Raw genomic sequence first — 25,466 nt, forward strand, 5'->3', positions numbered from 1 at the left:
ATAATTACGAATAAAAGAACGGTCATTTGCATATAAATTACCGTATTATTATAGAAAAACACACGCTTGATTGTAATGAAACGTACGGTTAGTTTTAAAGAAACACACGGTTGGCTTTAAAGAAACGTCACGTACATTTAAAAGGAAGCATATTCTGCTCGTAAAAACATGATTTATTGATTTATTAGAAGTGCTTTGATGAATTTGTTTTATTAAACAAAAAGCACGAAAAGATTGATAAATATATTCACTATGTAATGCATGATATTAAATAGAAATGATTGTGCTCTATAAAGGAAGGATTTCTTTAATTTCTGAATAATACTAATGCTTAATCTACGCGATTCTTTTCTATGTCCAGTTAACAAGCTGAATAAATTCAATTATAGCATCATTCAAATACCAAAATGATATTTTACCATTTTGATATTTGGAGATTTGTTTTTACCGATATAACATATAAAAAGCCATCTATTAGGAGTATTAAAAATAGTGACGCTATGTCAATAGGATAGCGTTGCTATAAGCTTCATATAGTGACGCTATACCGAGCCGATAGCGTCACTATTTTATTTGATTGCTTTCTTAATGATTGGACAAACTAAATCTGCATATCTCATCATGCCTAAATCTGTGAAATGAATACCATCAATTGTGGCTTCTCCATCTTCTCCCAGCATATTCTTTGAAGAGATTAAAATGATATTTTTCTCATTTTCCTTTTTTAGCCGATTGAATATCTCCTTTAATGTGTCATTCTTTCTTTGCACTTCTTTAGCTATTCTCTCATCATAAAGTGTATGAGTGAAAATAGGATCTTCTATAAAAATAACTGGCGTATCCGGATGTTTACTACGAATGATACGATAGAATGTCTCCATGCGTTCTTTCATCTGTTCTACAGAAGCATTAGGCACAAAGTCCAAAACAAAAACACTGGCATCTACCTCGGCTATCACTTTGGCAACTTCTAAATCTAAAAGTGCATTTCCACTGAATCCCAGATTGATACATTCACGGTTCAGTCTTCTTGATATAATGTTTGTATGTGCCATTCCGGGACGTGAAGCACAACCTCCTTGAAGAATACTGGTTCCATAAAATACAATCGGCTTCTGGCGAATCGGATAATCAATTAAAGGCTGATCGATAGTAGCTAACGAATCAATCCCTATAGATAGGGAAACCAAACCGTCATAGAGAGGAAGATAAAGCATATATTCTCTCTCTTCCGGTTGCATGTTAGCAATGATTGTTGCTTGATTTGTTTTTCCATTTGGACGACCACTGTTTACAAAACGCCACTCCCCATTCTTCTGAAGACAATAAAGGTCTAAGCCTTTTGCACCTGTGTCAGTCATGTGATTCATATGAAAATTGATAAGAGCTTCCCATTTTGCAGCTATCGTGGTAGAATTACTGCGAAAACGTATCGCCATTCCGGCAGAATTACGACTTAAATTCCATAACGGAGCACGGGAGATATTCTTCAATGAATCCGGAAGTCTTTCATATCGTGCTCCGGTGGCTTCGGTGGCTTTTCCTAATAGAGGGAACTTTGATGCATCATGATATACTAGTTGGGCATATATATGACACATCAAAAAAAGCATTATAAAAACACAAATTCTTCTTTTCATATTTTGAATATTATTGTTTTAAGTTCTCCAAAAGCATTTTATTCGGGTAAAGAACATAGTTACCAATACTGATAATGCCGTTAATACTACCCCTCGTAAAAATCCCATCCATGCATTCTCATTGAAATAAACAAGCAATGATGCAATTCCTAATAAATTGATTACGGGCATAATCAACAGATCTCCTACTACATAGGCCATCATGGGATTTTGTCCGGGCATTACAAGAAAACGGGTACTCTTTACACAACGAAAATAATCACATATCACATTTAAAAGCAATAAAGCCATAAATGCCAGACCTGAAGTGAGAAATAAATAACTCAAAGTGGCGGGATCTTTTTTTATACCTCCCTGAAAAGGTTCAAAGCATAATCCCAAAACAACTAAGAAAGCTCCGGCTGTAAAAAGTTCTCTCCAAAGCTTTATAAATCCTGTGCCCTTTCTCAATAAAAAGACTCCACTTATCAGCAACGGAATATTTATTATCAGGTTCAAGACTGTACAATGTGTATAAAGTCCTGCCAAATTTACAATAATTATAGCTAATGTCAAAAGAATCATTACGATAGCTTTCCATTTATTTGTAGATTCAACAGACGAATCATTGTGCTGCTTCAGCCACTCCATCAAATACTCTCCGGCGATGCTTCCCGGAATCACGATAAGGAGATATTGTAAATACTCAAAATGAAAAGCCCAAGGTAGAGGTGTGTAGGTGTATATAGCTTGTGTCCAGGAATTGTCAACCTGTCCACTTAATAACAAAGCCATCAATATTAGTAATACACCTATTCGTGCCCGGAGATTTTGCATTGTGAAAATATATATGACCGAACCAAAAACAGCCATATTTGCCAGCAGTAATATGATTATGTTGTTGAATGATACATCAAAAGTTCTTTCATTTGCATATTGAGTTGTCAGTAACAAGACAATGGCTATTACATAGGCCGTTACCTTGATAACTGTACGCATCCAATCTGGCATTTTCAGAGGGATGCGAATGAACATAGGAAATAGTATAATAAAACAAAGAATGGATAATAACCAGGCACGCACGTCTTGTGGATTACTTAAAACATACGGATAAAAATGTTGAATAAAAATAGCAAAGAAAGTCAATTGCACACCTCGCTTGATAGCTTCATATACTAATCGTAACTTAGTATCCCCTTTCTCAAATCTTTTTTTGATCGAGAAAGGGAAAGCAGCACCCATTGCAAACAGGAAGAATGGAAAAACAAGATCCACCCAGGTGATTCCCGATAAACTGGCATCGAAAGCTCTGTCCGGAGGAGGAGTTTGTGCGTGATACATCCATCCGGGTAGAGAATTCCATGCAACAGTTGCCGAAAGCACCATCGTGATGATGGCATAACCTCGTAGGGCATCTAAAGCATAAGCACGTTTATTCATATATCTATGGATTGATTGTTTGAATATATTCTTTGCCAAAACGGTCGGTTACTTTAACCGTTATATGAGCATCTTTATTTTTAGGAGTTGCCCGAAACATATGTTGGGTAGGTCTTGGGGTAATCCATGTATATACCATCTTTTCCCGGTCCGAACATACTACTGATGCGTATGGATCTAAACCAGTATATCGTGTCATGTTTCCCATCAACTGACCGTCTTCCAGCCATTCCACTTTCCACAGTTTATCCCAGTTCCATACATTAGCAATAATATCTGACGGATGTTCCTTAGAAGCTCCTACAGGATAAGAACGAAATTGATGTTCTTTGGGATATCCGGAACTTTTGTAATACCATTTTACATCGTTATCATTTACTTCATATATGCCATAACCACGTGGAGTACCATCCAGACAAATATCCGCTTTCCACCACGTACCACAAACTGCAGCCGTATTATGTTCCATCAGATTCTCATCGAATACGACATTAAGATTGTAATGAGTATGTCCTGTGATAAGATGTGCTTTGTAGGGTTTCAACATCTGATGCAGTGCACCTGCGTTGACCATCTGATTACCAATCATATCATAGTTATACAAAAAAGCTTCTTGTTTTTCTGTTTGGCGGGAAGGGATATGCATAATGAAGAATACGAGTGCCCCTTTCGGTACGTATGATAAATCCTTATCAAGCCATGCAAATGTTTTCTCATCCAGATAACCCATATAGAAATAATCACGTCCGATAAAGAAATTATTGTCTACTACAATATAATGGGCATTTCCCTTATTAAAAGAATAGTAAGAAGGACCAAAAGTATCTTCAAAAGTCTTGTAGGAAGTTTCATGCGTGCGACCGTCATAATTCATATCATGATTGCCAACTACACGATAGATAGGTATATCCAGTTGATCGGCTCTTTTCAAATAATCGGGATATAATTCTTGATGATCGCCTACAATGTCTCCACAATCAATTCCAAAAACTTCTGTTGTTGCATAAGAAGAGAGAAGTTGTTTGCAATCGTCGACTACATGTTGATAAATAGCCAGTTCGTCTCTGGAAGTAACTTGTATATCAGATTGAGCTACAAAAACATGGGAAACATCATCTTTGGGATTCTTCTTCAGATTAAAATTATAGTTTTGCTTTTTAGAATAATCAATAGGTAGATAGAAAGAAGGGATAGTTCCTTTCCGGTCTGTCAGATAGCCTGAAGGAGTACAAATATATACAAAACGACTGTCTCCCAAAGTGGGGATACTATATTTCCCTGAAGCGTCGGTCTGCACACATATATGGCCGTCGGTAACCATTACTCCCCCCATTCCTTTACCTTCGCAGGTGACTTTACCTTTGATAATGTTGATAGAGGCTTCCGCCTGAACTGAAAGGTTCAGGCAGAAACACATTAAAAGAAATAAAAACAAGTGTAGTTTATTCGTTCTCATATTGAGGTATACTTTATAATTTTATCGAATGATTTCTTTTGCGTATTTTTTATAGATTTGGCGGGCTAGTTTTATTCCGTCACCGCCTTCGTTGTAGCTGATTCTGTTACTAGGATTTACCCATTCGTTTTCATAAATCCGTGATTGATTAAAGAATTCTTCTTCATCAAAATTCTTCTTCTTTTCAGCAGCCTCGATTACTTTATTTATAAAACGATCCCACCGAACAGAATAATATTGATTGGTTAGACCTGCCCATGATCGATTAGCATAGTCGGTCAGGTGATAGCTATCTCCCCAAATGGTAATCAGAGAACGGGCATTCATTTCATAATAGTTTTTAGAAGCGGCATCATGTCCCATATCACGAGCATCAGTGATCCATTTATGCAATGAGAAAGTTGGATGACAGCTAACGAGTTTATCAAGGTCAGCAAGAATCTCTCTCATCTTATTCCCCCGGTTTTTCATCATCGGTATATCTCCCGCTTCATATGCAAGGGTGAACTCATCACGGACTACATTAAAATAATTCCCTAAAACTTGTCGTCCAATATTGACCAAATCAAACTCATAGCTATCTCGTTGACAGTCTTTTACTGATAACAGTAATCTCCATGCTTCAACTAAATCTTTGGGTTGATATTCAATCGTAGGTTTGGTAGTCCAGTGTCCATTTCCTTTCAAACAAGGGCGCGCATTGGTGAGTGTGCCTTGTCCCACTTGTGCCGGTTGAACGTACACTTTATTTGCTAGTATTTCCCATGCTTTTCTCGCTTCGGGAGATATCTTGCCAATTCGTCTGTCTGCCAGTTTAAAGAACCATTCTTTATCTGTCTGACCTCCATTCCATGCTTTGTCAAGAACAAATTCATACATAAACTGATTCAGGTCTATGCCTTCGAGAGTGGAACCTACTCCTTTAAGATTACTGCCGCCATTCTTTAAAGCATCTGCCAATCGTTCGCTCACCAAATTTACCGGACCTGACAGAAAGGAATTGCCACCAAAATTACCCAGATAACACCAAAGATAAGGTTGACCGAAATAACTGTCTGTCTGTTTCCAGATTTCTGTATATTCACAGAAATAGTCTAATAGAATCAACCTGTCTTGAGGCACAGAACGAAGATAGGATTTGATACGTGGAGTGGTCCAATGCTTGATGTCAGCATAAAACAGCCATGTCATCTGCAACCATACCGCTTCAGGATCTACAGCAGCTACAGATTCATAGATATGCTTAGCCATCATTCCCAAAGAATCGGCATCCCATGAAGGAGGATCTATTTCATTGAACGGATCGATGCCATAGATATGGTTTGTACCATATAAACGAGTCTGTTCGGTAAGATATTCTTTTTGTATGATCGCATACAAAGAATCCATGGGATTCAGGAAAGTACAACGATATTGATCGGCAAAACCTCCCCATTCGCTTACTCTGGTTGTTTTTATATTGGGATAAACCCGTTTCAATGCTGCCGGTACATGCCCGGCAAAAGCCGGCAATACAGGTCGCATATTAAATTCACGTTCACGGGCAACAATCTGTTCCTGCAACGCTGCCTGACTTGACAACCACTCTTTAGGTAAAGGACTTTGCCAGCCATCCAAGTTACACATTCGATGCCATGGAAGATGTGCAGGACCTGTAAAGTATCCCCGTATTTCTTCATCTGTCAATCCCAGTTTACTCCAGACTTTATACCAGATAGCTTCCTGACCGGTAATAGCAAGAGGCATATTGATTCCATTTAAAGCCATCCAGTCGATAAAATGTTCCCAATCACTCCATTTCCACCAAGTCATTGAATACCCGAACGTACAATAGTTTAGAAAGAAACGGGTCGGGACATTTGCCTTAATAGTGACTTCTGTTGATATGGAAGGGAGAGTTTTAGGTAATTCTATCGGATCATCCTTATACCATGAAATAGTGGTCAGACAGTAGTTTTTCAAATAATGATTCAAACCTACTGCCATAGAGTTAGCGTTATTTCCGGAAATAATAATTTTATTCCCTTCACTTTTGATGGTAAAAGTGTCTGCAGAAGTATTATTCAACAGACGGAAATCAAAAGATGAAGCATGTTGAGGAAACAACCGTTGTGTCATTTTACGCATGGTAGTGATATTAGCATCTTCCGCACGTATTTGGCAGACAACAACTAGAAAAAGGAGTATACTTAGTATTTTCTTCATAATCATATTATTGTTTGATAAAACGAATAGCACATCCACCGCTTGTTGCCAGTTTGACATGAAGCGTGTCAGAAGCTGTTACTATTTTCTCTCCATACTTGAAAGAAGTCGGATTCGTTTTCCATTCCGCATCGTCACCGTCAGCATATATTTGCGCAGTATACTTTGAGTCCGCATCCAAAAAGCTCAAAGGAACATCTAGCTCTCTTGCATTTTCGTCTGTGATGCAGCCTACATACCAATCGCTGGTGTTACGGTCTTTCCGCGCAAACACGGAATAATCACCAATTTTGGCATCTACCACATAAGTTTTATCCCAGTCGGTAGGTACATCTTTAATGAAATCGAACGCTTTGATGCCTTTGTAGTTTTCTGGTAAATCCGAGGCCATTTGTAAGGGGCTGTAGATCACGACAAATAGCGCTAATTGCTTGCAAAGTGTAGTATTGACACGAGTCCCCGGATATGCTTCGTTAGTAAAGTTGAAAGTTCCGAATGTGAAGTCCATGGGGCCGGCTAGTCCTCTGGTAAAAGGAATAACAGTTGTATGTTCCGGCGGATTTCCTCCATCGGGAGACCATGCATTGTGTTCCTGTCCGCGCACGCCTTCCTGGGTCATAAGATTAGGCCATGTGCGCTCAATACCGGTAGGCATAACAGGCTCGTGGTTGTCAATAGCTATTTGATATTTGGCAGCAGTTTCTATCACTTTCCGATAGTGACGTACACCATACTGCCCGTCATGAGCTTCTTTAAAATCCATTAGGCGATTCACATATCCGGTTTTCACGACATGCACTCCATATTGTTGATAGAAAGCAAAGGCCTTGTCTAATTGGTTCTCGTAGTTGCGGGTTGCAGCTGCTGTTTCATGATGTCCAATCAATTCTACGCCTTTCTCACGTGCATAATCAGTGATTGCCTTAATATCAAAATCCGGATAAGGTTTGGTGAAGTCTAAAGAATCCCCGTGTTTCATCCAGTTTCCTTCCCAGCCGACATTCCATCCTTCTACTAACACACCGGAGATACAATTTTCTGATGCAAAGTCTATATATTTCTTTGTATTAGCAGTGGTAGCGCTGTGTTTGGGACCATAATACCATGTTCCTTTTCCTAAATGCATTTCCCACCATATACCGATGTATTTCCCTGGTTTTATCCAGGAAGTATCTTTAATTTTGGAGGGTTCGTTGAGATTCAACATCAAATAAGATGTAACCAGATCACCCGGTTTATCACCAATAACAACTGTTCTCCAAGGGGTAACAAATGGAGCTTTGATGTATGCTGCTACTCCATTAGACCAAGGAACTAATGAAGCGCAGAGTGTGGCAGAATCCTTGACTGTCAGATTCATTTTGGGATAATCTGTCAGGTTAGCTTCGTGAATGGCAAGATACTTTCCTTCTGCAGTTTCCATTGTTAGAGGAGTGCGTACAGTATCCAGTTCATTTATGGAAGAGAATGTTGCTATACATTCATAATATGGATCGGATGCGGGAATCCACCATGCTTTATGTATACGCGGCATTTTAAACTCTGTTGCTTCGCTCATAATAACTAATGAATCCATGGATTCCTGTTGCGGAAACTCATAACGATATCCGATACCATCATTAAAGAGACGGAATATTACATTAAGTTTACGTTTTCCTGCTACCTCTTGAAGTAGTACTTTCAATTCATTATAGTGGTTACGTACATATCGGCTCTCTCCCCAAGGTTGTTCCCAAGTTTCGTCCAAGGAGGAACGTTCGGTGCCTTTAATTACAAAATGGTTTAAGCTATCTCCATGTTCCAGGATAAACCCTAATTTAGAAGGGAGTATCATGGTTTCATTCTCTTTATTTACTGCGTATGATATTGTATTATCATTCTCTGTGACTGTTAGTTGTATCTTACCATCCGGGGACTTTAGTACCAGATTATCAGTTTGGTTACAAGCTGAAAGGAAGCTGGTGATTCCCACAATATAAAACACTTTTCTTAATGCAGTTAGTTGATTCATTTTCTTTCCTTTTTTATGTTTTTGCTTATTTAGGTTGCTGCATTTTACGGGTATATACATTACCGCAATGATCTGTAACTTCTACACGTATTTCGGAATCCTTCATTTCAGGAACCGCATAAAACAAGTGTTCAGTAATGTCTGCTCCCAAATACTTATGTTTAAATGTAGAACTGTTTTTATCACAGTATTCATAAATAGCAGGGTCGTATCCGGAAAAACGACTCATTTCTCCTCTGTCAATACCGTTTTCATACCATTTCACTTTCCAGGTTGGGTCGTAATTCCAAACATTTGCCACCACTGCTTCCTTTTTATTTCGACTGGCACCTACCGGATAAAGTTCAAATTGATAGTCCTTATCTTTTCCTACACATTTGTAATACCAGTTAACTTTACCTCCGTCAAACTCGTAGACGGCATATCCGCCCGGAGTTCCATCACAAGCCGAGGGAGCTTGCCAAAACAATGTTGACAAGGGGGCGTGCACGTGTTCGTAAAGATTGTCTGCCAACACATAATTTTCATTATAGTGTTCATGTCCTGACATGATATGAGCATTGTAAGGTTTTAGCAACTCATACAAATGAGAGCGGTTATTCATTACTTTCATAGTAGACTCCTTTCCCCATTCCTTTCGGCGTGCTTCTCTTGAATAGGTAGGGATATGTGTAGCAACTACTACTGTGGATCCCGGAGTGACTTGTTTCAAATCCTGTTCCAACCACTGGAGTTGTTGTTCGGTAAGATAACCAACATACAAATAGCTTTTTGCAATAAAGAAAATATCATCGAGAACAACATAATGCACATTTCCTCTATTGAATGAATAGTAAGTGGGACCATAATAAGATTTATAAGTAGTACGTGCATGTTCATTGGAACGTACATTTAAATCTAAGTCATGATTTCCAATTACATAGAAGAAGGGAATTTCCGTTTCGGCTATTGCATCTATCATGGGCGCAAAATAGCTGGGCTTTTTATTGATGTCACCAATAATATCTCCACACACTATTCCATACGCAGGGATTCCCTGATAACTAGTTGCCAACAGCTCTTTCACATCTTTTGAGGCCTCTCGTACTTGTGGCATTTCTTCGTCAAAATACACTTGTGGGTCAGCCCATACAACCAAAACGTGCTTTTGGTTATTCGTAGATGATTGTGTCAGCTCAAAATCAAAATGTACTTTCTTTGAAGGTTGAGCAGGCACTTTTTGAAAGAATACAGGGACTTTACCTTTCATCGGAACGTCATAGCCATCAGGAAGGGTAATATAGATGTATTCTGCATCAGAGGTACTTGTCATAGAGTATCGTCCTTTATTATCTGTAAGGACAATCTGCGTACCATCTGTCACAGGTACATTAGCCACTCCCTTACCTCCGGACAGTACTTTCCCGTAATAGACTACGGGAGTAGTTGCAGCCTGTACACTAACGCAGGAAATACTCCATTGGAACAGACATAAAAGTAATAATAGTCTTAATTTCATTCTTTAATCCTTTCTATTTTAATCAAACGCGTAAGAGGCTTGTTTATTTTATATATTTGAGTTATCAACTGGGCTATTTCAGCCTGCCAGGCTTCACGTATCTGCGGAAACATGGCTTGAGTATAATTGGTATATAAATACTTCACCAGATAATGACTTTCCCGTTCCGCTTTGGCAGCATCAAGAGCAGCTTTATTATCTGCAAAAAGTAATCCTCTATGTTTAAAAAAGACATACTGCATAGCCATATACTGACGTAAACGTTTTTCTATGGCGCACCTTTCTTCATTCAGATACATGATAGACAGACTCTGTTGGTATTGGGGCGTACATGATATTTCTGCCAGATTAACTCCTTTACTCAATTCGTCGCCACTCCAACAGCCAATTTCTATTCCATCAATAGTAACCCGGAAAATGCCATGCAAATCAGTTACTTTCATTATTTCCTGATTCATTTCCTGCATAAAGGGAATTTGTCTGATAGCATCCCGAGCTGTACCTTTCGTTCCCCAGCGAGGAATCGTGTCGATAGGGAAAGGCAATGAACGGGATAAATATCTGAAAGATATTGTGTCATTTTCATTCTTTATATGAGATATTCGGCAGTTTCGCTCTTCCATTGCTTTCCTGTTAGTGGCATTGATTTGGAAAGAAGCGATTTCCTGTCCTGCAAGTCCCTGTGCTTTCAGGAATAAGTATGCCATTACCATATGACCGTCTTTATCAGGATGAATCCGGTCACCGCCACAGAAAGTAGCTGTAGAATCAGATAGCTGAATCTGCTTATTCAACCCGCACATCACAGTATTGAAATTGACAAATCCCCATCCTCTCTTTTGGGCAACTTCTGCCTGCATTTCAATAATTCGTTTGATCGTCTCATTCTTTCCGTGTAGTACTTCTACTCCTTTCAATTTCACATTCTCATCATAGGGAGGAGAACCTAGAAGTACTACGCTTTTTATTTTTTTGTCAGCAAGAATCTGTCGTTGCAGTTTTTCAAACTCTGTGTGAGCATACTCTACCTGCTGATTCGCATACTTATCATATCCGGGCTTATTATATCCGTCGAATCCGGAATCATTCATCCCGAAAGAACAGATCAAATAGGTCGGCTTTTTGATTTTAATATCTGAATCGAAACGATAAACCATGTGGCTCACACAATCACCACCAATTCCTCCATTATACATACGAAGAGGTAAATTGGGGAAGTGCGTCATGTAATACAGCCATATATAAGAATGATAATGCCCTCCTTCCGTTATACTATTTCCAAGAAAAACAATTCTGTCATTTGCTTTAAATGACGGAATTTGCTGCGCACTTACAGGAAACGATAAAATGCAACAGGTATATAATATAAATAGTATTTTCTTCATTACTAAACCTTTTTATTCAACTGGAGTAAGAATTGCTGCCCAACCGCCACCTTTAGCCATGGTGATGTTAATTAGTTCATCTTTTGAAACCATTACTTCTTCTGTTTTAAAATCCGAGGCGTAAACGTCTGCATTCACACCGTCTTTGAAAATTTCCATTTTATATTTGGATGCTTCAAGGAAATCCAGTTTCACTTCAATATTACGGGCATTCCAGTCTGTTAAACCTGCCAAATACCAATTCTTACCATTCTTACGGGCAATAACTAATTGTTCTCCGATTTTAGCTGTTATAGCTTTAGTATCTTCCCAAATGGTAGGTATACGGGAAATAAAAGAGGCAAATTCTGGAGCTTTATAATAATTTGAGGGAGAATCTGCTAACATTTGTAACGGGCTTTCATACACTACATATAAAGCTGCCTGATGGGCGCGTGTACCTAGACTGATCGGATGTACGAAATTGATGTAAAAGTCTTCCGCTGTTGCATTGTTTACTGCACCGGGAGTATAATCCATCGGACCGGCTACCATTCTTGTAAACGGAAGAATCAAGTCATGTACCGGATTAATATCTCTTGAATCCTTATCGTGCTCTAATCCAAGTACACCTTCAAAAGTCATCACATTGGGATATTTCTTCTGTAAACCGGAAGGTTTGAAAGAACCATGGAAATCAACGAGTAATTTACGCTCCATTGCGGCTTTTCCTACCCGTTCGTAGAAATTAACCATATATTGATCCGAACGTTGCATAAAATCTACTTTTATACCTTTGATTCCCCATTTTTCATAAACATCCAGAATTTCGTCCAATTCTTTATCAAGTGGGTTCCATAAAGTCCATAATACAAGACCTACATTTCTTTCCTTTCCATATCGTACCAGTTCCGGTATATCCAACCCGGGTATTGGCTCCTTAATATTCCAGGTTCCGGCTGACCAACCTTCATCTAATAAAATATATTCAATTCCGTATTTTGAAGCGAAATCAATGAAATATTTATAGGTATCCGTATTCACACCTGCCTTAAAATCTACCCCGTATACGTTCAATGTACTCCACCAATCCCAAGAAATCTTTCCGGGTTTTATCCAGTCTGTGTCTTGAGTAACAGATGGAGAGGCTAATTGATACACTAAGTTATTTTCAATAACCGCTTTGTCGTCTTCGTTAATCATTAACACACGCCAAGGGAAAGTTCTTGTTCCTTCAGTTTCAGCAATGTAAGAGGCTTTCTCCAATAATACTTCGTCACGGTCGGCACCTTCCTTTAAGGCACTTTTTAAAACTACAGGAGGAAATTCACCGGATAGCGTGTTATTACGATCACCCGTTAAAAATAGATTGGGATAATCGAAAAGATCGGATTCCATAATAACAACTTTCGTTCCTTTAGGAGTAGAGAGGTAAATGGGTAGATAGCCTTTCATATCCTTAGTGAGCGAGGAGATGTTTAATTCATCAAAAATGGCTTCGCAGTGTGTGAGGTATTCTTGATTCTTTTCTCTTGGCCAATATAGCTTACACCCTTCAGTCCAGTTCTGTTCAATAGTTTCGGTATTAATAATAACTTTAGGTTGCTTTAATGAAGTCTCAAAACGATAAGCGGCTCCATTGTTATATACTCTGAAGACTATTGCGTAGTTACCTTTACAAGTCAGAGTTAACTGGTTATATTGATCTTTGATAATTCTTTGTTTAAGTGGAATGACAGCTGTTTGCTCCGAATTTACTTTAAGTGTTTTAGCTTTTATTACTTTCGGATTTACTCCCGGTTGTTCAGTCTGCCCTTCAATATCCATCTGCATCAGACTGGGATTTAGTATACGTTCACCATTGTAATTAATACTCCAACTCAATTGTTTTCCGGCTGTTACCGTCACCTTGATTTTTCCATCCGGTGAACTTACAGTGTAGTTTTTGGCTTGAGTTACTATGCATGTGCATAAAATAATGTGTAATAATATAAGTACTCGTTTCATTTTATATATTATATTTTATTGAATATTCTCTATTTAAAGACTCTCTGCTCGTTGAATTCCTTCTTTAATGGGTGTCCATTGATTGAATTCTATTACTTGCACAATGTCAAACACCATTAATCCTTCGGATTGGGAAAGACAGACATAAACAGCATCTGCTATATTGTCCTTATGATTTAAAGCATACAAAGTGCCATAGACTTTACATGCTCCATGAACAATGCGTTGTGCACGCGCTATTCCATATTCTATGGATTCGGGATCGTTCAATCCAAATATTTTGGTTAAATAAGTTCCACATAGAAAGGTGTCTAACAATCCGGCAAAACCTGTATTTTTATATTCAGGTGAAGCCCAACTGTATTCTTTGGAAAAATCGTATTCGGTGGATGCCCAATTTTGTCCTTGCCCATAAATAGCATGAATCCATGAGGCAGCCCAATATTCTAATTGAATATCCGGTTTAATGTTTTTAATTTCTGTACGCACCCGTTCTACAAAATTACGTATGACCATAGAGCGGAACTCCCACCATTTCTTATAATAAGTCCCTGTCCGTTTAGTGCCATCTGTATTCCAAATGAAAATATCATCCGGGAACCGATCTAATTGCTTTCCGATGTATTGTTCGAAAGCTATTTTTGTTGCCTCCGAAAAATCACTTTCATCTCCCGGATAACGGCAATAGTCTAAGGCAAAGCCATCAAAATTGTAATTTGTAACTAACTCTTTTATAAAATTCAGACAAAAGTCTTGTACTTCCGGTAAAACTGGGTTTAAAAAGGCGGAGACTTTTGTTTTATCGTCCTTAATATCTATCAAACCCTGATCTTTGGTATATTCCAAACAAGTTTTTCCATCCCATGTATCATCACGGTACGCCATTCCATTTTTAGAAGAAGGTAAGCCTGCCGTAAATATAGTAGCAGAGACCGTTACTTTAAGTTCACGTTTATGAGCCTCATCAATAAAAAATTGAAGATAATCCCAATCTCTTTCGATATGTGTACCGGCAAGATCGGTCAATGGGGTTAAATAAGAACTTTTAAACAGGGCATCGCCTTGTACAGGACGCACATCTACTACAATTTTATTAAAACCTGTTGATTTGGCGAGATCAAGATAATATGTGATATTCTCTTTTTTTGAGAAACGTTCAAAATTTGCTTCTGCATCAAACCATAGCATTTTTTCTTTTTCAGGAGTGGGTTCTTCCGGAATGACAGGAGTGGGAGGATTTGGCTCGGGAAGCTCGGATTCTACAGTCTTTGTAGAACAACTACTAAATGATAGAAGAAAAAAGAATAATAAAATGCTTGGAATGTATTTCATACTTTATTGTTTTTATTTCTCGACTTCAGGCTGATATTTAGAAAAAAATACAGCCTGAAATCGAGAATAATAAGAAAGCTAAATAAAACAAACTTGTTATCCTAAAGATCTTTCGACCGTTATTTTAAAGCTACTGCCGTAGTTATAGCACGTTGGGCACCAGCACTTGGCTTTATCACCGGTTGACCGTTGACCAACATACAAGTTGAACCACCACCATCAAGATTCATAGCATCTACACAACCTAAACTCTTCAGGATATTAGCCATCATAGCCATATTCATACCTTTTACACCTTCCGTTACACTGCGGCCTTCACAAACGAAAAATATCACCTTATTATTGGCTGTTACTCCGATAGCGGTTCTTGGATGATAATTTTCGGGAGCAACTCCACTTTCTTCATCAAAAAGTTCTTCAATAAAAGTATTTCTCACACTTCCGTCTTTCAACAGGATCGGTCCACCTCCAATCGCCGTTTCTGCATTTAATTTCACGCCTCTCGTCGGAAAATAAGCCGAAGGTGCAGGTTGAGGCTCATAACCGGACTTATTGGGAGAAGGTTGTTCATAGGTATATGTCACACCATCAGTTGTTGTATAAGCCCAATCTGTGGAGAAATAACCATTCTTCGACAGCTGAAAGATACCTCGTGTAGGATAATAACTCTTTTGAGAACGTATTTCCTCCTGCGAGTTCACAGCTAAGACCTCTCCTTCACGGCATAGCAGACTGACAGACTTTCCGGCTCCCATTACAAAATATCCACCATTCATAATTATCGGATATTTTTGTTGTTCTGCTTGCCAGATTTGATTGGGAGTCTTAGAATATATCTGGTCTCCGATAGTTGCAAAATTTGCTTTTGACATATCCGCAACAGCAATAAAAGCTATGGCTTTCATGCCTTCCAGTTCTGACGGAGATTTGTATACACTTATGTATTCAGGTAACGTGCCAAACTCTGTTGTCTGTTTAACCCAGCCTAATGTTGTCGGATCAGGATCCGGCATTACCACCTTTTCATTATCATCATCTGAACAACTTGTTGCAGACATGGCAGCAATCATGAAAAGAAGCCAATATTTTGATATATTTTTCATTATCATATCGATTTAATCGTAAATATTTATTTCTTATTATCTCTGTGCTTCCGCACGTTCAATACCTTTTTGGATATCATCCCACAGATTCATTTCAATAACCTGTACTATGTCGAATATCATCAAGCCTTCCGATTTTTCAAGACAAAGACTTACTGCATCGGCTATATTGGTTTTATGATTTAAAGCATATATCGTTCCGAATACTTTGCAATCATTACCAACTAATCTCCGTGCACGGGCAATACCATACTCTATCGATTCCGGATCATCCATGCCATAGATACGTTCTAAATACGTTCCACATAAGAAAGTATCCAGATAAGGTGCAAATCCTGATTCATTGTAGGCTTTCGATCCCCACGGATAATTTAATGAGAAATCAGATTCTGGACTGGCCCAATTCTGGCCTTGTCCATAAATACCATGAATCCAGGAAGCAGCCCAATACTCCAGTTCTACTTTATTATTGATAGAATGAATCTCTTTACGCACTTCTTTCACAAAACTTGTGATAACATTAGCCCGGAATGCCCACCATTCTTTATAATAAACACCAGGATTTTTCGTTCCATCGGCATTCCATGTAAAAATATTATCTGGAAAGTTCCGGACTTTTTTTCCTAAGTAGTGTTCAAAAGCTTTATGACTATCAGCAGAGAAGTCACTATCATCTCCCGGATATCGGCAATAATCTAATGCATAAGCATCAACATCATAGTTTTTCACTATTTCACGAACAATACTTAAAGCAAATTTGCGGACATCTTTACGAACCGGATTTAAAAAAGCTCCTACTTTTTTCTTGTCCTCTCTGATGTCAAGCATCTTTCCGTCAGGTGTATATTCCAAGCATGTTTTCCCATCCCAACGTGACTCCTCATAGACCAAACCTTCGTTGGTAGCGGGATGTCCGGACGGAAACATTGCAGTAGAAACAGTGACTTTTAATCCTAACCGACGAGCTTCATTGATAAAATACTGCAGGTAATCCCAATCACGATGAATTACTTTGCCATTTACTGTTGTAAGTGGAGGTAGAATTTTACTTTTATACAGTACTTCCCCGTATATAGGTTTGACGTCTACTACTACTTGATTGAATCCTACTGACTTGGCTTTTTCCAAATAGTAAGAAATAGAATCTTTAGAGGCAAAGCGTTCAAAATTAGCTTCTGCATCAAACCAAAGGTATTTAGGTTGTTTTTTGCCCCTGTTCCCGGCAAAGGAACAGGTAGCAAATAACAATAGAAAAAACGATATAATGCTTTTATTCAACATATTTCAATTCTATATAATTAGGAGTATGCCTATTTCTCGTATTTTGTAAGTTCATAACAACGAATACCTACACCATAACCGTAATAGAGATATAATGATTCTCCGTCATCACTTGGTGAACAAGTAGTCCAGATACAAGAGTTGGTAGTCCATGGCTCGAGTGTTTCTGTGATAGGTAATGAATGATTACTAGACGGGTCTAGCAGGTGTAGTCCAACCCAGCCCCAACCGCAAGTTATGGTTGCTCCGTACCATCTGCCATTGAATGGAATACCTCTACCGGAAATAAGTACATGATTTCCCCAGCCAGCGTATCCTTTCTTATTCCACATGTCTATATATGGACCTGTGATGCTGTTAAATGCCCCTGCCGTATTTGCTTTATAACCGATTTCCGGTCCCATTACACCTCCGGCATTCACTGCGTCTATAACATAAAATGGCGGGTTATCTGACACTCCGAGTACAGCCACAATCTGTCGCCAGTTACTATCATTACTGGGACGACCGGTAACCAAGGTTGAAGTGCCTGTATATGTACCATTCTCAAATTTGTAAACTGCATGTGTACCTACACCATCAGGTTTAGAATCATAAACATATCCCACTTTGTCAATATCACCGATTGCAGAAACTTTATTTGCTCCGGGAGTTACATTAGCAACCTTTTGTGGAGCTCCCTCAACAGTAGTCCATCTGTATAATCCTACGTTTTTTACTACACCGATCAAATTACCAGCGTCATCATTGACTAACTGGCACAAAGAAGCGTCTATTCCTGTCACATTTAAAGTCTTATCTACTTTCTGCCCTGTATATTTATCATAGAAATTAAATTGGGTGTCTATTATATAATTACCAAACACTGCACCGAAACCATCTTTGTCTTTATTGGATGGAGTAGGTAGACTAATTTCCCATTTTTTGAAAAAATATTCAAAACCTTCTCCATCATTTACTTTTCCGCCATAAGTCCATTTTACGGTCCAGTCAGTGGTTGTGCCATCTTGCGCCTTCACTGTGTAATGTACATCTTTTGAAAAATCTTGAGGTACATCGGGGGTAGGTGTAACTGTTGCATATGGAGAGATAAAGAAAGAACAAGTAACTCCATTGAGTTTGCTCAAATCCAAGTCCGGAGTAATCTTAAATTCAATGATGTTACCATCCTTAATGGTACCCTGTTTATAATTACCCTCGCCCAATCTAACTTTGAATCCGGTTATATCGGTATCAGAGTATAATGTTGGATCATCCGAGCATGCGGAAAATGCAACCATTGTTGCCATGACAGCAACTTGAAGCCAATTATGATATTTTATTTTCATAACATCTACTTTTTTAGTTATTTGGGTGTTTAGCAGTCAGAGTATACTCCTTTTGCGTTCCATCACCTGCTACAATAGTTAGTTTAAATGGAGTAGATAAATCTTTAGCACCAGTCAATGAAGGATAAGCAAATGCTGCTACAGGCAAATTGGCTGTTACATATAATTCGCTCAATTTCACTTTTGCCGGAAGTTCGAAAGTTATATTTCCATTCTCTGATATAACCCCATCATAAGTAGTACCATCTTCCGGAGAATTAGCACGAACCATAATGGATATGATATCACAATCAGAATGATAATGGATATCATCATGCTTTTCACAAGAAGAAAAGGAAAAGCTAAATGCTATCATTAATATGATGTATGTAATTACTTTGAAATTTTTCATAACTATAATAATCTTTTAATATTACCAAGGAGCATTATTCTCACATAACGGATTATTCTGTAATTCATCTACAGGAATAGGTAGCAAGTAATAGCGTTCTGGAAAGAAGCGGTTTATATTGTCGTCACATGACACTTGTTCATAAGTATAAGAATTATCATCTTTTTTGGTTATTTTTGTTCCATGTGCCTGTTTTCCATCAATAACTTCGCCAGCCAAACGCCATCTGCGTAAATCCCAATAACGGAATCCTTCAAAGGCCAATTCACAAATACGCTCCTTACGTAATAGTTTCATAAATGAGTCTTTATCCGGTGCTTCCTGTGTTGTACGTTCCGGTAGGTCAACACGTCTTCTTACTTCATTGAGAGCTTCCAAGGCATCATCCTGATTTTTAGCATAATCCTGTTCTGCCAGAGCTTCAGCCAGATTTAACAAAACCTCCGCATAACGCATTTCAATCCAAAACTGATCGCTTCCCTTATCATCAAATTCGGTATTGTTTTCTTGTAGATATTTTCTGATGAAATATCCGGTAACAGTTTGTTTTTCTCCCGGATTCATATTATCTCTGTAAGCAGCAAAACCGTTTTCAGCGTCTACATAGGTATAAATAGTCTTTTCTTTCCAAGTAGCCCCATTATATATAATGGATGCATAGAAACGAGGTTCACGACCTACATAAGGATCTTTGGCCATGGAGCCGCTCCACGAGAAAGGAGTTCCGTCAGCCATATCATAAGAATCAACCAGTTCACTTGTCGGGACAGCTCTTCTTATTCCTTGTTTACCGTCAGGAGCAAAATAGCGATCGAAATAATGGGGCATATCCGGAATTTTGTATGCTATGGAGAAAATAATTTCTTTATTACCTGCCACTTTAAATACATCTTTATATTCATCCATTAAGTCATACTTATTGAGCTTTTTAATCTCATCAGCAGCGGTAATAGCAATATCCCAACGTTTTGCAAAGAGTGCTGTACGACACATATAGGCATACGCTGCTCCTTTAGTCAAACGCCCATCCCATTTGCTGTCCCATTCTTTCGGAAGGTGTTGGGCTGCGAATTCCAGGTCCTTCAGAACAAAATCCCATGATTCGGCTTCAGTTGCTCTTGCTTTTGCTTTTTCCCCTTCTGAATCAACTCCATTTGTTTCGTCACGAAGAATAACTCCTCCGAAAATTCTAATCATACGTGCATAATTCACAGCGCGAATAAAACGAATTTCAGCAATACGAGTATTGAGAAAATCTTCATTAAACTTACTTCCATAGATACCGGCATCACGCAAAAATACATTTTCTCTAAATATGTCAGTATAAAGTCCCCACGATGACATCGGATTATTATCTGATGTTATTGTGTTTTGCTGCAACAGAATCTTGTTATGAGCACTCCATGTTTGTGGAACTCCATTTCCATACTTAACTAAATCTGTATATCCATCGGTTAAGGATAAAGAAGAAAAGTTGGATAAGCCATTGAGAGGCTTATATAAGTAAGTCACATACATATCTAAAGAAGATTCCGAGCTCCAGGCTACTGTTTCTGAATATGAGTCTGTGGGATCTTTCTCCAACAAATCATGGCACGAGATTAGAAACTGTGACGTAAACATCAGCCCTATCCCTAATAGATATAATCTTTTTATTTTCATAATTATTGATTTAATTAGAATGTGATATTTAATCCAACACTATAATTCTTTTGTTGGGGATAATAACCATTATTTATAATAGCCATTTCAGGGTCGCAATATTTGAATTCTGTGAAAGTAAACAGATTGGTGCCTGCTACATATACACGAACGTTAGATAGTCCAATATTGGCTTTCGCAAGTATTTTTTTAGGAATTGTATAACCAAACTGTAAATTCTTCAAACGCAAGAAATTACCATTTACCAACCACCAGGAAGAGGTATATGCATTATTTCCATTATGAATGGCACTTAATCTGGGATAACGGGCACTCGTATTTTCCGGTGTCCATGAATCTTCTACCAGATAATAAGGAGCATTTCCTCCCGAGTAGAATGGTCGTGTATAGACCGTATTGTCCATTGAACCATGATTATAAGTACCATTCAACGTATAACTAACAATAGCAGCTCCTTGCCATAATGCACTCAAATTGAACCCTTTCCAGTTGAAGTCCATAGACAGAGAGTAGTTTAACTCTGGTAAAGTGCTGTGGCCGATTTTAACTTTATCCCCATCCTGCGTAATTTTACCATCTCCATTGATATCCTCATACATGATATCTCCTAAACGTTGAACTCCATTACCAACAAAAGGACGGTTATCCAATTGCTCTTGTGTTTGATATAAGCCTATAGCTTTATAGCCATAAATTTGTCCTAAAGGTTCACCTATGTTTGTCCGGTACCAAGGAGTACTTTCACTTTCAATCCGCGACAGAACTTTATTTCTAGCCCACGCTACACTACCGGTTATACTATAATAAAAATCATTAACGTGGTTTTGGTGCTTCAATACCAATTCAAAACCGCGATTGTCGATCTTACCCGTATTTCCTTTTTGAGCATAATTTCCTCCTAATGAAGGAGGGAAACCGCCACTCCGGCTTTCTTGTATATCTTTTGTCAGCTTATAAAATAAATCGAATTCTACTCCCAATAATCCATTCCACATTGTCAGATCAGCACCAATATTGTAACTGCGGGTAGTAGACCAGGTTAAGCTGGAAGTAATAGAGTTGGATGCACCTAATCCTGCATAAGGAACTCCTCCGAATATATACGCATTCTTCTCTACCTTAAAAATGCTTCTATGCAAAAAAGCATCTGTATTATCACTACCCAATTCACCGACAGAAGCACGCAACTTTAACAGGTTGATAGAAGAGAAATTGTTTTTTATGAAGTTTTCTTCAGAGATTACCCATCCTAAAGATACAGAAGGGAAGAATCCCCATCTTTTATCTTTTGCGAATTTATAGGATCCATCTACACGAAAAGCAAATTCTGCAAGATATCTTTTATCGAAAATATAATTGAAACGCCCTACATAACCAATAGTAGCTTTATCGCTATGACTACCTGTAGGATTGGATATAAATTCAGTACCTAATGAAAGATCAACCGGATCATTAAAATTATAGCCACCCATCTTTCCTGTCATTGTAGAGCCTTTCAGTTGTGTCTGTTCATATAAGAATAGGGCTGAAACTGCATGCTTGCCAAAGGTATTAGCATACTCCACACTCGGGCGGACCATAAATCTTCTGAAAGAAGATGCAGATTTAGTGTAATTACCTTTCTCGCTTGTAGAAGAGGCACGCATTAAATTATATGATTTAGAATCTGCACTATAAGCATTAACATTGTATCCTACCAAGAAACCGTTATCTTCCGAATAACTAGTATCATAAACTAAACCGAGAGAAGCTTTCAACCCTTTTACCCAAGGAAAGGCATAACTAATTTTCATTGTACCATCAAACTCATGTCTTTGGTTTTTCTGAAATCCGCTATTCCTTAAAGTAGCGAGTGGACTCTGTGTGGTGGAACTACCAGGACCAATCCAAGCTGTATATTCTCCTTGATAATAGATAGGAATAATAGGGGCTGAATAAACAGCCTGCTGAATGGGATTTTGTTCAGCCTGTGCGCTTGTGCTAATTCCGGGCCAGTTCTTTTCTTCATAAAAGCCAGAAATATTAAGTTCGAACGTTAAATCTTTGGTAATATTACCTTCTACGTTAGAACGGACATTGTAACGATCATAATTCACATTTTCGATGATACCGGATTGATCCAACATGCCTATACTGGTGAAGAAACGGATATTCTTGTTACCACCGGAAGCTGAAATATTATGTTGATGTGTGAAGCCATAATCCTTAAAAACTTCTTTTGTCCAGTTTGTATTTCCATATTTACCTTCTGGATCATAGTTGTTAGCCACTTTCGTCTGAATATCAGCTCCATAATATGGCCCGTTACCATCAAGTTCACTTGCCTTATTATACCAATAAATATAGTCAGGACCATTTAGCATTTCAGGCATGGCTGTATTTTTCTGGAAAGTAACAGAACCGTCATACGAAAGAGTTACTTTACCTTCAGTACCTTTCTTGGTCGTTACCAGGATTACTCCATTTGCCGCTGCCAAACCATAAACGGATGCTGTAGCTGCATCTTTCAAAATAGATATGTTTTCTACATCATTAGGATTCACAGTATTCAACATACGTTCAACGCCATCCACTAATATCAGAGGACTAGAATCTAAAAAAGTACCTAAACCACGGATGTTGATAGATGTCTGGTCGTTTCCGGGAAGACCGGAACGTTGAACACTCGTTACCCCCGGTAACTTACCTGTCATCATATTAGAAAGGTTAGCTTGAGGAGCCATCATCAACTCTTTAGAGCCTACTTGAGAAACGGAACCTATTAAGAATTTCTTTTTTTGAGTTCCATACCCCACCACTACAACTTCATCCAATGCTTGTGCATCTTCTTGAAGTCTAATAGTAATTTCTGAACGACCATGTAAAGCAACCTCTTGAGTCTGATACCCGACAAAGGAAACTACTAAAGTCGATTTTAAATCCTGTACATTTAGGCTAAACTGTCCGTCAATATTGGTAATAGTACCGTTGGACGAATTCCCTTTTACACTAACAGTAGCACCGACAAGCGGCTCATTGTTTGAGTCATACACTGTCCCTTTCACGTTCGTGTTTTTTTGAGCATGAACGTTTAAGAAAGAAAGCGAACAGATGAATAAGGCTATAAACCTTATACTCCATGTGATTTGTTTCTCCATATTAAATATTAATGTTAATAAAACAAGATAGTTATTTATAATTCATCAAATCTTCTAATGTTTTCCAGCACTGATACAGTCCTCTTGGCACATGGAAGCATCCTTTCCATTTTCCTCCTTTGAGTGGTAGCAATATTTCGCCTCTTCGGTTCAAGTAGCCATACCATTCAGGATATTCTTTATCCTTGAAATGCTCCCAAGTGTAGTCATGTACCTTTTCAAACCATTCCAGACATCGTTTATCTCCGGTCAGTTGATAACCTTTTAATAGGGAAATAAGCGTCTCAATATGCACCCACCAGAGTTTCTGGTCCCATTCCAGTTGTTGGGGAGGACAACCGTTACGATCCATAAAATAGTAGATACCTCCATATTGCTTGTCCCAACCATAATTAAGCATCGTGAGAGTAGTCTCTTTGGCTTTCTCTATCAATTCCGGACGATTCAGACGCTTGCCCAGATCCATGATAAACCACATCGCTTCAATGGCATGCCCCGGAGTCACCTGACGACCTTCAAAACAATCGACCAGATTACCGTCTATGTCCACGTTTTCAACAATGATACCTCCGAGTTCAGGACGATAGAAAACTTCCATCACTTCATGGATACAAGTATCCATTGTTTCCCGCAGATACGTTTCATCCAATAAATGCTCTATCTCCAGTGCCAGGTTACAGAGGATCATTGGCAAGGCAAAGTTCTTCAGATTACGGGTACCCGGATGAAGCTTATTCCATCTCCCTTTCGGATTATCCACTTTGGAAAGGATTATATCGAAAGTTTTCTTGGCAATGTTCGCATATTCCTGATTACCGGTTGCAAGGCTCAACTGTCCGAAAGCCATGGTGGCGAATGTATACGAGAATATATTATACGGTTCTACCAATGGTCTACCCGAACGATCAAGGGAAAAATACCAGTTATAGTTACCATCATGTCCGTATTTTTTTAGAAATTCACCACCTTGAACGGCACAATCCAGCCATTCCTTGCGTTTTTCCACTTTATTGTAAAGCATGGAGAACATCCACACCTCACGACATTGCAGCCAGATGAACTTATCCGTATCGAACACTTTTCCTTCACGGTCCAGACAGGTGAAATAACCACCATACTCGTGGTCTTGGGAGTGTTCAAGCCAGAAAGGGAGGACACTGTCCAGAAGTTCATTCTTGTACAGACTTGCCAGTTTCTCGAAATCCATACTATTATTTCCATTATAGATTGGTATGGACAATTCAGCAGTGAAAGAGATGTCCGCTGAATGACCAATGTTATTCTTACTATCCATATTTATAAAATGTTAGTTTATTGTTATTAAGGTCTGTTTTATATTTATTCCGAACGGGTCCAGTATCTTTCAATCTCCTCCAGCGACTTCCCGGTGGTCTCCGGCACGAGTTTCCAGACAATTAGCATATACGGTACGCACATAACGGCAAACAGGAAGAATGTTCCGGCGGGGGTAAGGTTCTGGAGCATCCAGGGGGTTAACTGTCCGATCAGGTACGTTCCGATCCACAGAGCGAATCCTGCTATCGACATGGCCAGTCCGCGAACCTTGGTGGGATACATCTCCGAGAGGAGCACGAACACCACGGCACAGATGGATACGGCACAGCAGAATAC

17 protein-coding genes are annotated in these 25,466 nt (G+C 38.7%); all 17 read right to left on the bottom strand.

Features of this window, described 5'->3' with window-relative positions:
• Window positions 1-569 precede the first annotated feature (569 nt).
• Complete coding sequence (locus tag DWZ47_RS23255) at window positions 570-1,640, bottom strand: SGNH/GDSL hydrolase family protein (protein ID WP_004308397.1); 1,071 nt, start codon at window positions 1,638-1,640, stop codon at window positions 570-572.
• A gap of 18 nt (window positions 1,641-1,658) precedes the next feature.
• Window positions 1,659-3,059 carry a DUF5009 domain-containing protein gene (locus DWZ47_RS23260; protein ID WP_004308398.1) on the bottom strand — a complete coding sequence of 467 codons (1,401 nt, stop codon included), beginning with the start codon at window positions 3,057-3,059 and terminating at the stop codon, window positions 1,659-1,661.
• Between the two features lie 4 nt (window positions 3,060-3,063).
• Complete coding sequence (locus tag DWZ47_RS23265) at window positions 3,064-4,515, bottom strand: calcineurin-like phosphoesterase family protein (RefSeq protein WP_117514847.1); 1,452 nt, start codon at window positions 4,513-4,515, stop codon at window positions 3,064-3,066.
• Between the two features lie 21 nt (window positions 4,516-4,536).
• The gene (locus DWZ47_RS23270) at window positions 4,537-6,720 is read right to left on the bottom strand and encodes an alpha-N-acetylglucosaminidase (RefSeq protein WP_117514858.1); all 2,184 of its coding nucleotides are present in this window, start codon (window positions 6,718-6,720) and stop codon (window positions 4,537-4,539) included.
• A 7-nt stretch (window positions 6,721-6,727) separates the two neighbouring features.
• Entirely contained in the window at window positions 6,728-8,731 is a 2,004-nt protein-coding gene (locus tag DWZ47_RS23275; RefSeq protein WP_032846415.1) for a glycoside hydrolase family 97 protein, read from the bottom strand.
• Between the two features lie 25 nt (window positions 8,732-8,756).
• Window positions 8,757-10,229, bottom strand: coding sequence for a calcineurin-like phosphoesterase C-terminal domain-containing protein (locus DWZ47_RS23280; RefSeq protein WP_117514849.1), 1,473 nt, complete (start codon window positions 10,227-10,229; stop codon window positions 8,757-8,759).
• A complete protein-coding gene (locus DWZ47_RS23285; RefSeq protein WP_032846401.1) occupies window positions 10,226-11,614 on the bottom strand; it encodes an SGNH/GDSL hydrolase family protein in 1,389 nt (462 codons plus the stop codon). The genes DWZ47_RS23280 and DWZ47_RS23285 overlap by 4 nt, the downstream gene beginning before the upstream one ends.
• A 12-nt stretch (window positions 11,615-11,626) precedes the next feature.
• A complete protein-coding gene (locus DWZ47_RS23290) occupies window positions 11,627-13,600 on the bottom strand; it encodes a glycoside hydrolase family 97 protein (RefSeq protein ID WP_004308405.1) in 1,974 nt (657 codons plus the stop codon).
• 33 nt (window positions 13,601-13,633) lie between these two features.
• On the bottom strand, window positions 13,634-14,932 hold the full coding sequence (locus tag DWZ47_RS23295; protein WP_080706947.1) for a family 10 glycosylhydrolase: 1,299 nt from the start codon (window positions 14,930-14,932) through the stop codon (window positions 13,634-13,636).
• A gap of 119 nt (window positions 14,933-15,051) precedes the next feature.
• Window positions 15,052-16,035, bottom strand: a complete 984-nt coding sequence (locus DWZ47_RS23300; RefSeq protein ID WP_182281641.1) for a phosphodiester glycosidase family protein — start codon at window positions 16,033-16,035, stop codon at window positions 15,052-15,054.
• A 36-nt stretch (window positions 16,036-16,071) separates the two neighbouring features.
• Window positions 16,072-17,316, bottom strand: a complete 1,245-nt coding sequence (locus DWZ47_RS23305; RefSeq protein WP_032846405.1) for an alpha amylase family protein — start codon at window positions 17,314-17,316, stop codon at window positions 16,072-16,074.
• Between the two features lie 29 nt (window positions 17,317-17,345).
• Entirely contained in the window at window positions 17,346-18,644 is a 1,299-nt protein-coding gene (locus DWZ47_RS23310; protein WP_032846407.1) for a DUF5018 domain-containing protein, read from the bottom strand.
• Window positions 18,645-18,657: 13 nt separating this feature from the next.
• Complete coding sequence (locus DWZ47_RS23315; RefSeq protein ID WP_229090530.1) at window positions 18,658-18,999, bottom strand: hypothetical protein; 342 nt, start codon at window positions 18,997-18,999, stop codon at window positions 18,658-18,660.
• A gap of 57 nt (window positions 19,000-19,056) precedes the next feature.
• Window positions 19,057-20,697: a RagB/SusD family nutrient uptake outer membrane protein gene (locus tag DWZ47_RS23320; protein WP_032846409.1), complete on the bottom strand. Its 1,641-nt coding sequence runs from the start codon at window positions 20,695-20,697 to the stop codon at window positions 19,057-19,059.
• A 14-nt stretch (window positions 20,698-20,711) separates the two neighbouring features.
• Window positions 20,712-23,741, bottom strand: coding sequence for a SusC/RagA family TonB-linked outer membrane protein (locus DWZ47_RS23325; RefSeq protein WP_233525096.1), 3,030 nt, complete (start codon window positions 23,739-23,741; stop codon window positions 20,712-20,714).
• Between the two features lie 124 nt (window positions 23,742-23,865).
• On the bottom strand, window positions 23,866-25,041 hold the full coding sequence (locus DWZ47_RS23330) for an AGE family epimerase/isomerase (protein ID WP_032846418.1): 1,176 nt from the start codon (window positions 25,039-25,041) through the stop codon (window positions 23,866-23,868).
• A gap of 131 nt (window positions 25,042-25,172) precedes the next feature.
• Window positions 25,173-25,466, bottom strand: a 294-nt coding sequence (locus tag DWZ47_RS31105; RefSeq protein ID WP_233525097.1) for an MFS transporter, incomplete at its 5' end; no start/stop codon positions are given.

It is taken from the genome of Bacteroides sp. AF32-8BH, from assembly GCF_003435205.1.
Taxonomy (GTDB): domain Bacteria; phylum Bacteroidota; class Bacteroidia; order Bacteroidales; family Bacteroidaceae; genus Bacteroides; species Bacteroides ovatus.

What these genes read in the sequence shown, in the direction of transcription:
- DWZ47_RS23295 (WP_080706947.1), bottom strand. Translation starts at nt 14,932, where the DNA reads ATGAAATACATTCCAAGCATTTTATTATTCTTTTTTCTTCTATCATTT.
- DWZ47_RS23300 (WP_182281641.1), bottom strand. Translation starts at nt 16,035, where the DNA reads ATGAAAAATATATCAAAATATTGGCTTCTTTTCATGATTGCTGCCATG.
- DWZ47_RS23330 (WP_032846418.1), bottom strand. Translation starts at nt 25,041, where the DNA reads ATGGATTTCGAGAAACTGGCAAGTCTGTACAAGAATGAACTTCTGGAC.
- DWZ47_RS23315 (WP_229090530.1), bottom strand. Translation starts at nt 18,999, where the DNA reads ATGATAGCATTTAGCTTTTCCTTTTCTTCTTGTGAAAAGCATGATGAT.
- DWZ47_RS23285 (WP_032846401.1), bottom strand. Translation starts at nt 11,614, where the DNA reads ATGAAGAAAATACTATTTATATTATATACCTGTTGCATTTTATCGTTT.
- DWZ47_RS23290 (WP_004308405.1), bottom strand. Translation starts at nt 13,600, where the DNA reads ATGAAACGAGTACTTATATTATTACACATTATTTTATGCACATGCATA.
- DWZ47_RS23320 (WP_032846409.1), bottom strand. Translation starts at nt 20,697, where the DNA reads ATGAAAATAAAAAGATTATATCTATTAGGGATAGGGCTGATGTTTACG.
- DWZ47_RS23260 (WP_004308398.1), bottom strand. Translation starts at nt 3,059, where the DNA reads ATGAATAAACGTGCTTATGCTTTAGATGCCCTACGAGGTTATGCCATC.
- DWZ47_RS23275 (WP_032846415.1), bottom strand. Translation starts at nt 8,731, where the DNA reads ATGAATCAACTAACTGCATTAAGAAAAGTGTTTTATATTGTGGGAATC.
- DWZ47_RS23270 (WP_117514858.1), bottom strand. Translation starts at nt 6,720, where the DNA reads ATGAAGAAAATACTAAGTATACTCCTTTTTCTAGTTGTTGTCTGCCAA.
- DWZ47_RS23310 (WP_032846407.1), bottom strand. Translation starts at nt 18,644, where the DNA reads ATGAAAATAAAATATCATAATTGGCTTCAAGTTGCTGTCATGGCAACA.
- DWZ47_RS23265 (WP_117514847.1), bottom strand. Translation starts at nt 4,515, where the DNA reads ATGAGAACGAATAAACTACACTTGTTTTTATTTCTTTTAATGTGTTTC.
- DWZ47_RS23255 (WP_004308397.1), bottom strand. Translation starts at nt 1,640, where the DNA reads ATGAAAAGAAGAATTTGTGTTTTTATAATGCTTTTTTTGATGTGTCAT.
- DWZ47_RS23280 (WP_117514849.1), bottom strand. Translation starts at nt 10,229, where the DNA reads ATGAAATTAAGACTATTATTACTTTTATGTCTGTTCCAATGGAGTATT.
- DWZ47_RS23305 (WP_032846405.1), bottom strand. Translation starts at nt 17,316, where the DNA reads ATGTTGAATAAAAGCATTATATCGTTTTTTCTATTGTTATTTGCTACC.